This window comes from Xanthobacter autotrophicus (genome assembly GCF_029991245.1).
Taxonomy (GTDB): domain Bacteria; phylum Pseudomonadota; class Alphaproteobacteria; order Rhizobiales; family Xanthobacteraceae; genus Xanthobacter; species Xanthobacter autotrophicus_C.
Window position 1 is genome coordinate 1 of sequence record NZ_JAIVFO010000137.1, and the last position, 12,104, is coordinate 12,104.

General features: G+C 67.3%; 8 protein-coding genes. 2 read left to right on the forward strand and 6 right to left on the reverse strand.

The window, feature by feature from the left end; genetic code table 11:
* Nucleotides 1-192 precede the first annotated feature (192 nt).
* The 6 genes from K9U41_RS18520 to K9U41_RS18545 all read right to left on the reverse strand — a co-directional run bounded on the left by K9U41_RS18520 (nt 193) and on the right by K9U41_RS18545 (nt 8,926).
* Nucleotides 193-1,098 (reverse strand): hydroxymethylglutaryl-CoA lyase, encoded by a 906-nt coding sequence (locus K9U41_RS18520; RefSeq protein WP_282642348.1) that lies wholly within the window; start codon nt 1,096-1,098, stop codon nt 193-195.
* Complete coding sequence (locus tag K9U41_RS18525; RefSeq protein WP_282642349.1) at nt 1,098-3,098, reverse strand: acetyl/propionyl/methylcrotonyl-CoA carboxylase subunit alpha; 2,001 nt, start codon at nt 3,096-3,098, stop codon at nt 1,098-1,100. The genes K9U41_RS18520 and K9U41_RS18525 overlap by 1 nt, the downstream gene beginning before the upstream one ends.
* Nucleotides 3,095-3,871 carry an enoyl-CoA hydratase/isomerase family protein gene (locus K9U41_RS18530; RefSeq protein ID WP_282642350.1) on the reverse strand — a complete coding sequence of 259 codons (777 nt, stop codon included), beginning with the start codon at nt 3,869-3,871 and terminating at the stop codon, nt 3,095-3,097. Before K9U41_RS18530 ends, K9U41_RS18525 begins: the two co-directional genes overlap by 4 nt.
* Before the next feature lie 286 nt (nt 3,872-4,157).
* Nucleotides 4,158-5,765 (reverse strand): carboxyl transferase domain-containing protein, encoded by a 1,608-nt coding sequence (locus K9U41_RS18535; RefSeq protein ID WP_282642351.1) that lies wholly within the window; start codon nt 5,763-5,765, stop codon nt 4,158-4,160.
* Between the two features lie 234 nt (nt 5,766-5,999).
* On the reverse strand, nt 6,000-6,719 hold the full coding sequence (locus K9U41_RS18540; RefSeq protein ID WP_282642352.1) for a TetR/AcrR family transcriptional regulator: 720 nt from the start codon (nt 6,717-6,719) through the stop codon (nt 6,000-6,002).
* Between the two features lie 572 nt (nt 6,720-7,291).
* Nucleotides 7,292-8,926 carry an AMP-binding protein gene (locus K9U41_RS18545; RefSeq protein WP_282642353.1) on the reverse strand — a complete coding sequence of 545 codons (1,635 nt, stop codon included), beginning with the start codon at nt 8,924-8,926 and terminating at the stop codon, nt 7,292-7,294.
* A gap of 226 nt (nt 8,927-9,152) precedes the next feature.
* On the opposite strand from K9U41_RS18545, the gene K9U41_RS18550 reads away from it, so the two are divergent.
* Nucleotides 9,153-9,938 carry an ABC transporter ATP-binding protein gene (locus K9U41_RS18550; protein ID WP_282642355.1) on the forward strand — a complete coding sequence of 262 codons (786 nt, stop codon included), beginning with the start codon at nt 9,153-9,155 and terminating at the stop codon, nt 9,936-9,938.
* Between the two features lie 8 nt (nt 9,939-9,946).
* Nucleotides 9,947-11,902 carry a long-chain fatty acid--CoA ligase gene (locus K9U41_RS18555; RefSeq protein WP_282642354.1) on the forward strand — a complete coding sequence of 652 codons (1,956 nt, stop codon included), beginning with the start codon at nt 9,947-9,949 and terminating at the stop codon, nt 11,900-11,902.
* Nucleotides 11,903-12,104: the final 202 nt, after the last annotated feature.

Sequence of the window (12,104 nt, forward strand, 5' to 3'; positions counted from 1 at the left end):
TCCCTGCCCTCCCCCGCAAGCGGGAGAGGGTTCACGGCGGTGCAGGTTGGAGAACTGTCGCTGCCACAGACGCCGGTCCGCTCCCTCTCCCGCAAGGGGAGGACGACCGCTCAAGGCGCTTTCGTCAGGTCTCGCAAGCGGGAGAGGGTTCCATCGCGCTCAGCCGAAGCACATGCGACGGGTACTGCCCGCCTACCCCGCCTTGGCGGCCAGCGCCTGCGCCACCTTCGAGGCCGGCGTGCGGCCCAAAGCGGCGGTAATCGCCCGGCCGGCGCGCGCGAGGGCGTCGAGGTCCACCCCCGTGTCCACGCCGAGGCCGTCGAGCATGTAGACGAGGTCCTCGGTGGCGAGATTGCCGGAGGCGCCCTTGGCATAGGGGCAGCCGCCGAGGCCGGCCACCGCCGCGTCCACGGTGGCGATGCCCAGCTCCAGGCAGGCCAGCACGTTGGCCAGCGCCTGCCCGTAGGTGTCGTGGAAATGCAGGGCGGTGCGCTTCACCCCGATATGGTCCGCCACCGCCCGCGCCATGGCCTTCGCCTTGTCCGGGGTGCCGACGCCGATGGTGTCGCCCAGCGAGACCTCGTAGCAGCCCATGGCGACGAGGCGTTCGGAGACCTCCACCACCTTGGCCACCGGCACCTCGCCCTGATAGGGGCAGCCGAGCACGCAGCTCACATAGCCGCGCACCGCCACGCCCTGCGCCGTGGCGAGATCGAGCACGGTGACGAAGCGCTCCAGGCTCTCGGCGATGGAGCAGTTGATGTTTTTCTGGCTGAAGGCTTCCGAGGCGGCGGCGAACACCGCCACCTCCTCCACGCCGGAGGCGAGCGCCAGCTCCAGCCCCTTCAGGTTGGGGGTCAGCACCGGATAGCGCACGCCCTCGCGCCGATCGATCTCAGCCAGCACCTGCGCGGTATCGGCCATCTGCGGCACCCATTTGGGCGAGACGAACGAGCCGCTCTCGATCATCGTCAGCCCGGCGCCGGCCAGCGCATCGATGAGCGCCACCTTGGCGGCGACGGGCACGAGGCCGGGCTCGTTCTGGAGCCCGTCGCGCGGGCCCACCTCGACGATACGCACCGATGCGGGGCGAGCCATCACGCGTCCTCCAGAACCAGAAGCTCTGCGCCCTCGTCCACGAGGTCGCCCACGGCGAATTTCAGCGTCTTCACCCGGCCGTCGCGCGGGGCGGCGACGGTGTGCTCCATCTTCATGGCTTCCACCACCACCAAAGCGGCGCCCTTCGCCACCTCCTGGCCTTCCTCCACCGCGATGCGGATGATGGTGCCGGGCATAGGCGCCACCAGCCGGCCGGCGGTGCCGGTGGCGGCCTGGGAGGCGAGGCGCGGGTCGATGAACTCGACGCCATATTCCCCGCCGCGCGCGAATACGGTGAGGTGCGCGCCGGTGCGGACCACCCGCGCCGACAGGGCGACGCCATCGAGCCGGGCACGCAGGGTGCCATCGGCCTCCGCGTCGCCTTCGACGCTCATGTCCCCGCCCGGCAGGCTGAGAACGAAGCCCGAGGGGCGGAAATGGGCGCGCACGGCGATGCGCCGCTCGCGGTCGGAGAAGGTCAGGTCCACATGGGCGTCGCGGTTCAGCCGCCAGCCCGGCGCGAGGCCCCACGGCGACCAGGGATCGGCCGCGTCCACTGCCTCGGCGGACTGCCGGGCCTCCTCCTTCAGGATGGAGAGGGCGGCCAGCGCCAGCACGGTGTCGTCCACCGGCTGCGGCGGGGGCAAGAGCTGGTCCTGGTGGCGGGCGATGAAATTGGTGTCCAGCTCCGCCGCCGCGAAGGCGGGATGGGCGGCGATGGCCTTCAGGAACACCCGGTTGGTGGCAAGGCCCACCACCTCGGTGGCCGCGAGGGCGGCGTCCAGCCGGCGCACCGCCTCGGTGCGGTCGGCGCCGGAGACGATGATCTTGGCGATCATGGGATCGTAATGGATGGAGACCGTATCACCAGCGCGCACGCCCGTATCCACCCGCGTGCCCACAAGGTGGGAGGGCAGCACCAGATGATCCAGCCGGCCCACCTGCGGCAGGAAATCCCGCGCCGGGTCCTCGGCATAGAGGCGCACCTCGATGGCGTGGCCGACCAGCGGAATGTCGGCCTGCGCCAGCGGCAGCGTCCCGCCCTGCGCCACCTTGATCTGCCATTCCACCAGGTCCTGGCCGGTGATGGATTCCGTCACCGGATGCTCCACCTGCAGGCGGGTGTTCATCTCCATGAAGTAGAAGTGCTCGCCCTCGGCGATGAATTCCACCGTGCCGGCGCCCACATAGCCCACCGCCCTGGCGGCATCCACGGCGGCCTTGCCCATGGCGGCGCGGCGCTCCGCCGTCATGCCGGGGGCGGGGGCCTCCTCCACCACCTTCTGGTGGCGGCGCTGGATGGAGCAGTCGCGCTCGTGCAGGTAGACCGCGTTGCCGTGGCTGTCGGCGAAGACCTGCACCTCGATGTGGCGGGGCGTGGTGAGATACTTCTCCACCAGCACCTTGTCGTCGCCGAACGCGCTCCTGGCCTCGCGCTGGGCCGAGGCGAGGGCGTCGGGGAAGTCTTCCGCCGAGCGCACCACCTTCATGCCCTTGCCGCCGCCGCCGGCGGACGCCTTGATGAGCACGGGAAAGCCGATGCGCTCCGCCTCGCGGGCGAGCAGGCCCGCGTCCTGGTCCTCGCCGTGATAGCCGGGCACCAGCGGCACGCCGGCCTTTTCCATCAGCGACTTGGCGGCGCTCTTGGAGCCCATGGCGCGGATGGACGAGGCGGGCGGGCCGACGAAGACGATACCAGCCGTCTCGCACGCTTCAGCGAAGTCCGCATTCTCGGAAAGGAAGCCATAGCCGGGATGGATGGCATCCGCGCCGCTCTTGCGCGCGGCGTCGAGGATGGCGTCGATGCGAAGGTAGCTCTCGCGGGCGGGCGCCGGGCCGATGGGATAGGCCTCGTCGGCGCTCGCCACATGGAGGGCGTTGGCATCGGCCTGCGAATAGACGGCGACGGTGCGCAGACCCAAGGCCTTGGCGGTGCGCATCACGCGCACGGCGATCTCGCCGCGATTGGCGACGAGCAGGGTGCGGATTGCTCGGGTCATGCGGCCCCCCATGTGGGTTTTCTTTTTTCGAGGAAGGCGGAAACGCCCTCGCGTCCGTCGGCGCTCGCGCGCTGGTCGGCGATGCGGCGGGCGGTGTCCTGCATCACGGTCTGGTCGAAAGGCCGGTCCACGGCGGCAACGAGCGCCTTGGTGGCGGCCATGGCGCCGGGGCTTGCGGCCTTCAGCGCCTTGAGATGCCGGGCGATGGCGGCGTCCAGCTCCTCGGCCGGCACCACTTCATGAACCAGGCCGAGGGCAAGCGCGGTTGCAGCGGAAAAGCGCTCGGCGGTGAGGAAATAGCGCCGCGCCTGCCGCGCCCCCATGGCCCGCACCAGATAGGGGCTGATCACCGAGGGGATGAGGCCGATGCGCACTTCGGTGACGGCGAATTCCGCCTCCGGCACCGCCACCACGATATCGCTCGCGGCAATCAGCCCGGTGGCGCCGGCGAAGGCCGAGCCGTGCACCCGCACGAGGGTTGGCTTGGGGCACAGGTCGATGGTGCGCATGAGGCTCGCCAGCGCCATGGCATCGGCCAGGTTCTCGTGCCGGCTATAGGCCGCCATGCGGCGCATCCAGTTGAGGTCCCCGCCGGCGCAGAAGATGGGGCCGTTGGCCCGGAGCAGGACGGCGTAAACGTCCGGGTTGATGGTGGCGGCATCATAGGCGCGGGTGAGCGCGAGAATGAGCGCATCGTCGAAGGCGTTGCGCACCTCCGGTCGATCCAGGGTGAGGATGGCGACGCCATCCTCGACGGCGGTGATGAGGCTCATGGGATCATTCCGCGCGGCGTCGGTGGGCGTGGTGCCGGCCTGCCTGTTCCCCGGACAAGCGACAGCGCAGCTGGAGCGCCGATCCGGGGGCCAGCGCACAGCTCCTGCGCAGCAGGCAAGTCCTTCGGGAGGCTGCGGATGAAGCCGCCTGCGGCGAATTTCCTGCGCTGGGCCCCGGCTCTCCTTCCACTGCGCTGCGCTGCGTTGCAGTCGGCCGGGGCACGAGGGTGCGCTCCCCTCGCAGAGGACCGGGGACGGGGTGCGGCAGCCATAAGTGATGTCGCCATCACATGCGGAACACGCCGAAGCGCGTCTCCTGCTCGGGGGCGTTGAGCGCGGCGGAAAGCGCCAGCGCCAGCACCATGCGGGTGTCGGCGGGGTCGATGACGCCGTCGTCCCACAGTCGCGCGGAGGAATAATAGGGGTGGCCCTGCACCTCGTACTGGGTGCGGATGGGAGCCTTGAAGGCCTCCTCCTCCTCGGCCGTCCAGGTGCCGCCGCGGGCCTCGATGCCGTCGCGCTTCACCTGGCCGAGCACGCCCGCCGCCTGCTCACCGCCCATCACCGAGATGCGGGCATTGGGCCACATCCACAGGAAGCGCGGGTCGAAGGCGCGTCCGCACATGCCGTAATTGCCGGCGCCGAAGGAATTGCCGATCACCACCGTGAACTTGGGCACGGCGGCGCACGACACGGCGGTGACGAACTTCGCCCCGTCCTTGGCGATGCCGCCGGCCTCATACTTGCGGCCCACCATGAAGCCGGTGATGTTCTGCAGGAACACGAGGGGAATATTGCGCTGGCAGCACAATTCCACGAAGTGCGCGCCTTTCAGCGCGCTCTCGGAGAACAGGATGCCGTTGTTGGCGATGATGCCCACCGGATAGCCGAAGATGCGGGCAAAGCCGGTCACCAGCGTCTGGCCATACAGCGGCTTGAACTCGTCGAACTCTGACGCATCCACGATGCGGGCGATGATCTGGCGGACATCAAACGGCTGCTTGGGGTCGGCCGAGACGATGCCATAGATGTCCTTGCTGTCGTAGAGCGGCGCGCGGGGCTCGCGGATGTCGAGGGAGTGCGCCTTGGTGGCGTTGAGATCGGCCACGATGGAGCGGGCGATGCCCAGCGCGTGGGCGTCGTTCTCCGCCATGTGGTCGGCGACGCCGGAGGTGCGGGTGTGCACGTCGGCCCCGCCCAGCTCCTCGGCGGTGACCACCTCGCCGGTGGCGGCCTTCACCAAAGGCGGACCGCCGAGGAAGATGGTGGCCTGGTTCTTCACCATGATGGACTGGTCGGCCATGGCCGGCACATAGGCGCCGCCCGCCGTGCACGAGCCCATGACCACCGCGATCTGCGGGATGCCGTCCGCCGACATGTGGGCCTGGTTGAAGAAGATGCGGCCGAAATGCTCGCGGTCGGGGAAGACCTCGTCCTGGTTCGGCAGGTTGGCGCCGCCGGAATCCACCAGATAGAGGCAGGGCAGGTGGTTTTCCCGGGCGATGGCCTGGGCCCGCAGGTGCTTCTTCACCGTGACGGGATAATAGGTGCCGCCCTTCACCGTGGCGTCGTTGGCGACGATGACGCATTCGCGGCCCGAGACCCGGCCGATGCCGGTGATGATGCCGGCGGCCGGCACCTCGTCGTCATACATGCCGAAGGCGGCGAGCTGCGACAGTTCGAGGAATGGCGAGCCGGTGTCGAGCAGGGTGCGGATGCGGTCCCGCGGCAGCAGCTTGCCGCGCTTCAGGTGCCGCTCGCGCGCCACTTCCCCGCCGCCTTCCGCGACACGCTCCACCGTGGCGCGCAGGTCGGCGACGGAGGCCTCCAGGGCCTGACTGTTGCGGCGGAAGGTGTCGGAGCGGCGGTCCACCGCGTCCTCAATGATCGCCATGAGCGCTCTCGCCCCCGAAAAGACGGGCCGATGACCCCGGCCCACTGCCATTGACCGAACGGAGACCGACGCGCGCCCGTCGCCTCGATGGGCGGGCGGCAGGTGGGCGCGTCATCCTCCGGTGCCGGTCGTTGCCGGCTTGGAAACGATCGTACGTTTTTTTATCAGGCGCGCAAGGCCCATCGCAGCGTGAAAAGGGCTTTTACGCGCGGGCCGTCCTATGCCCGCGCTGTCCTATGCCCGCGCCGTCTTGGGCCGTGCGGCGCGCGACTTGGCGCGCGTGCTGCTGTCGCGGGGCTGGGCAGCGGCGGCTTCAAGCGGTCTGGCTTCGAGCGGCAAGGTTCGGGCGGCGGTCGCCGGGCCGGGTCCGGTGGCGCCGTCCACCACCAGGCCGGTATAGATCTCCACCAGCTCGTCCTGGGAGAGGCGCCCGCCCGGGCGGTACCACATGCAGATGCCGGTGAGCATGGAGATGATGGCGTAGGTGGCGACCTTGGGCTCGCTCACCTGGAACACGCCGTCCTCGGCACCCTGCCGCAGGATCTCCTCCAGCAGCCGCTCATAGCGCCGGCGCAGGGCGACCACCACGGCGCGGTGCTCGTCCTCCAGGCTGCGGATCTCCATGTTGGCGATGAAGACGTGGGCCATGCGCGTCATGTGGTAGCGCAGGTGGAAGGCGGAGAAGGTCTTCAGCCGCGCCAGCGGGTCGGTGATGCCCGCAAGGTCGGCCTCGGCCTTGCCCAGCAGGTCCTCCATGTGGTCGCGCACGATATCGAACAGCAGGTTCTGCTTGTTCTCGAAGTATTTGTAGAGCGAGCCCGACTGCAACCCCACCTCGGCGGCGAGCTGGCGCAGGCTCATGGCCTCGTAGCCGTGCTTGTAGATGAGCTTGACGCCCGCCTGGCGGATGGCTTCGGCGGTACGGGCGCCGTTGGAACCGATGGTGCGCGCCATGGTGGGTGTCAGCGTTGTGGCGGCCGGAGTGGCCTCGTGCATCATTCTCGGACTGCGCCGATCTCGTCCCCATCCTGCGACATCGAAATGCGTTTGGCCAGAATAAAGGAACGCTTGATTGTTTCCTTGAAGAGCGCCGCGCAATTCCGCCGCCACTGAGGCGGGTCGTGCCGGGCGGGTGAGGAAACGCGTGGCGCGTCCTGGAGCGGAGCCGGCCGGCGCCGATGTTCCGAATGTCCGAAAACCCCGCGACCCGCCTCGGAAAATATGAATGGATGCACCGCAACTGTGCGAAAATTCGGCTGGATGTGCACAAACGGAAAGGACATCCTGCCCCTGCAACACCTCCAGCGAGTGTTGCGCGCGCAGCCGTGCGGGACACCTGCCAGCGGCCTCAAATAACGCCAGTCCGCAACGGCCCGTCCTGAATTGCCGCTTGACCAAAATAAAAAAGAACGCTTGATTGTTTATTGAACTCGGCGAAACGACCGGGCACGCGCCAAGCCAGCCGCATCAAGCGGGGCGCAAAGAACCAAGGGAGACGCAGACATGGCGACCGACAGGGCGCGACATCAATCCTTGTGCATCGAGATGGCGTGGGATGCCTGTCCGCTGTAGTGGACGCAGCCGTCGGCATCCATATGCCCGGTATCCCCGATGATGTAATAGGCGCTTCCGAACCTGAACCTGGCCTTCGTTGCGGCATCGTCCTTCCTGTAGGCACGAAACCAGAAAAGCGGCGAGCGCCGGACGTGGATCGCCAGTATTCCTTCGGCGCCCACGCCCAGTTCTGCACCAGTGTCGTCGAGGACGACCAGGGAAAAGCCGGGCGCGACCCGGCCGACGGAAACCCGGTTCAGGGAGCGGGGATCGTGCGGGTCATGCGTCATGCCGATGATCATCCCCGTCTCCCGGTGTCCGTACTGGTTGATCAGGGGCACGCCGAGCTTCTGCGTCACCCAGGCGATGATGTCCTGGGGCAACGGCTCGCCGCCGACGGTCACCACGCGCAGCGCGAGCTGGTGCGAGGCCGCGGTGGGATCGCCGCGGCGCCAGGCCTTGATCTGGGAGGGCGCGGCGGTGAGGTTGGTGACACGGAATTTCGACAGGACGCGATAGCCCTGCGAGACATCGTAAGGTCCATCGCAGAACAGGATGGAGCTGCCGATCAGGAGCGGGCCGACGAGACCGTAGAAGATCCCGTATTCCCAGCCCTGGTCGGTCATGTTCCAGAACACGTCCTCGTCCCGGACATCAAGCCCGAGACGCATGTATTGCTCGATTGCGGCCAGGGCGCGGACGGGCGTGAACAGGCCGTACCTGGGTTCGACCGTCTTTGTTGAATAGGTCATGATGAAAGGGTCGTCTGGCGCATAGGTCGCGGATTCGGCCAACGGCTCGGCCTCGTAGATCGATGACCAGAACTGGGTGACCCGGCCTTCTATGCGGTTGATGTGGTCCCCTTCCACGAGAAAGACAGGCGTTGACGGCTTGATGTATTTGCGGGCGCGCTCCACCAGCACCCGATTTGCAACGATGGCCTTGACGCCGCTCGACTCCAGGCGGGCGTTCACCGCCGAGGCGGAATAGGTGGAGAACAGCGGCATGTAGACGGCGCCGACCCGCCAGATGGCGAGCGCGGCGATGATCAGTTCGACGCCCTTGGGCAGCATGACGGCAACGCAATCGCCTTTCTTGATGCCGATGGTCGCCAATACACGGGCAAAGCGTGATGAATAGTCGGCAAGCCTGCCAAAGCTCAGTTCAGACGTCTGGCCCGACACGGATTCATGGACCATGGCCGGATGCGAGCGCTTGCCGGGCAGATGCCGGTCACAGAGCAGACGGGCGAGGGGAATGGCGTCTCCACGATATTCCGGCCGTTGGTACAGGCTCGGAACCGATGCGGCATCGCTCTCCGTCGCGGTCTCCGCCGGCATCGTTCCCGCGCGGCGGCCGAGGCTCAGGCAGAAGGCGCCGAGCGTGTAGAGGCGGGTCGCCGGATCATAGGCGAGAAGGCCTTCGTGAACGAGCGTCGCGGCCAGGCGGTGGGTCGTGGGCTTCGACAGGCCGGTGCTCGCCATGAGATCGGCAAGCCGCGCGCCATGGCTTGGCGCGTCGGCCACCGTCCGCAGGACGGCTACCGCACGGGACAAGCTTTGAGCCCCCTTGGGGGAGGTCGAGTCGGGATCCAAAGGTGCAGTCATGTCTCATAATGTGAGACTAAACAGGGGTGTTTGCAATATTTTTCCGAAGTTGTTCGGATGCTCTTGAAACATTCGAGATGACGCTGGATAATGATGATCAATACCGTCTCATAATATGAGACGATGGCTCAGAGAAGCCGCCCCGTGTACGGGAATGAGGGAGGGGAATATGTCGCTACCCGCAGCTTCGGCTGGGGCTGATCCGGGCACGGCTGCCCTCTTGAGTATCGAGAACATCTCGCTTCGCTTCGGCGGCCTCAAGGCACTGAGCGACGTGAGCTTCCATGTGCGCCCTGGCGAGCTGTTCTCCATCATCGGGCCGAACGGCGCCGGCAAGACCTCCATGCTCAATTGCATCTCCGGGCGCTATACGCCGAGTGCGGGGCGCGTGGTGTTCGACGGAGAGGATGTCACCCGGCTGAAGCCCAACCGGCGCGCCGCCATCGGCATCGGCCGCACCTTCCAGAACCTCGCGCTGTTCAGCCACATGAGCGTGCTCGACAATATCATGGTCGGACGCCACCATCTCTTGAAGAACAACTTCCTCAGCGGCGCGCTCTACTGGATCGGCGGGGCGCAGAAGGAAGAGCTGGAGCATCGCCGCAAGGTGGAGGAGGTGATCGACTTCCTCGACATCCAGCATGTGCGCAAGGCCGCCGCCGGCACCCTCTCCTACGGCCTCAGGAAGCGGGTGGAGCTGGCCCGCGCGGTGGCGCTGGAGCCCAAGCTCATCCTCCTCGACGAGCCCATGGCGGGCATGAACCTGGAGGAGAAGGAGGACATGGCCCGCTACATCGTGGATCTCAACGAGGAGTGGGGCATGACCATCATCATGATCGAGCACGACATGGGGGTGGTGATGGACATTTCCCACCGCGTGATGGTGCTGGATTTCGGCAAGAAGCTGGTGGAGGGCGAGCCCGCCGAGGTGCTGGCCGATCCGCATGTGCGCAAGGCCTATCTGGGCGAGGACGATCTCGACGAGGCGGCCCCCGCCGCCCTGACCGCGTGAGGTCCGCCATGGTCGAAATCACCGCCGCCTACCCGGACATCACCGTCCACGACACCATGCCGAAGCTGCTGGCGCTCAACGCCCGCACCCATCCCAACGACACCTGGCTGCGCGAGAAGGACCTCGGCATCTGGATTTCCTACACCTGGGCGCAGGTGGCCGAGCGGGTGCGCAACATCACCCTCGGCTTCACCACCCTGGGCGTTGCCCGCGGCGACGTGGTGGGCCTGCTCGGCGACAACCGCCCCGAATGGCTGATGGGCGAGATCGCCACCCACGCGCTGGGCGGCATGAGCCTCGGCATCTATCGCGACGCCCTCGGCGACGAGGTGGCCTATCTCGTCACCTATGCGGACGTGGCGGTGGTGTTCGCCGAGGACGAGGAGCAGGTGGACAAGCTGCTCGCCCTCGATGAGAAGATCCCAACCGTCCGCCACATCGTCTATGCGGACCCCCGCGGCATCCGCAAATATGACGACCCGCGCCTCATCTCCCTGAAGGACCTTGAAGCGCGCGGCGCGGCGGAGGCGGCGCGCGATCCTTCAGCCTATGACCGGCTGGTGGCGCAGGGCAGGGCCGAGGATGTGGCCATCCTGTGCACCACCTCGGGCACCACCTCCCACCCCAAGCTTGCCATGCTCACCGGCGGCGCGCTGCTGCGGCACTGCCGCGCCTATCTGGAGATGGACCCGCGCACCAGCACCGACGAATACGTCAGCGTGCTGCAGATGCCGTGGATCATGGAGCAGATCTACGCCTTCGGTCAGGCGCTCATCTCCCGCATGAAGGTGAACTTCGTGGAGGAGCAGGAGACGCTCATGGCCGACATGCGCGAGATCGGCCCCTCCTTCGTGCTGTTCGCGCCCCGGGTGTGGGAGCAGATCGCCGCCGACGTGCGCTCGCGCATGATGGATTCCTCCGCCCTGAAACGCGGCATGTTCGAGCTGGGCATGAAGCTGGGGCTGAAGGCGCTTGAGCAGGGCCGGCGCTCGCCGGTGGCGGACTTCATCCTGTTCCGGGCGCTGCGCGACCGGCTCGGCTTCTCCCACCTGAAATCCGCCGCCACCGGCGGCGCGGCGCTGGGGCCGGACACCTTCCGCTTCTTCCTCGCGCTGGGCGTGCCCATGCGCCAGCTCTACGGCCAGACCGAGCTGCTCGGCGCCTATACGCTGCACAAGGCGGAAGACGTGGATTTCGACACCGTGGGCGTGCCCTTCGACGGCGTCGAGATCCGCATCGACGATCCCGATCCCAACGGCCTTGGCGAGGTGGTGACGCGCCACGGCAATGCCTTCACCGGCTATTTCCGCAATGACGAGGAGACCGCGAAATCCTTCGTGGACGGCGGCTGGATGCGCACCGGCGATGCCGGCTTCTTCAACGCGCGCGGCCACCTCGTGGTCATCGACCGCATCCGCGACATGGCGCAGACGGCGCACGGCGATCGCTTCTCGCCGCAATATATCGAGAACAAGCTGAAGTTCTCGCCCTATGTGGCCGAGGCCGTGGTGCTGGGCGATGGGCGCGACAGCCTTGCCGCGCTGATCTGCATCCGCTTCTCCATCGTCTCCAAATGGGCGGAGAAGAACCGCATCTCGTTTACCACCTATACGGACCTGTCCGCCCGGCCCGAAGTCATCGCGCTGCTGCGCAAGGAAGTGGAGGGGGTGAACCGCACCCTTCCGGAGAAGCAGCGCATCGGCCGCTTCCTCCTGCTCTACAAGGAGCTGGACGCCGACGACGGCGAGCTGACGCGGACCCGCAAGGTGCGCCGCGGCGTCATCAACGAGCGCTACGGCACCATCATTGACGCCATGTATGCGGGCGAGAAGGTGATCGACGTGGACACCACCATCACCTTCCAGGACGGCACACGCCAGCGCATCAAGACCACGCTCGACGTCATCGACCTCGGCGCCCCTCCGCCCCGCAAGGACGGCGACACCAAGCGGAGGGCGGCATGATGGGAATGAGCGCTCAAACGAAGGCTGCTCCCTCTCCCGCAAGCGAGACCGCTGGCAAAGTCACCCATGGCTGGTATCGGACGCCGGTTCCCCCTCTCCCCTCGTGGGAGAGGGCCGGGGTGAGGGGGATGCTGCGATCCTGGGCCGGCAGGCGTTTTCCGGCGCCGCCACCCCCTCACCCCCGACCCCGGCCCGTATACAC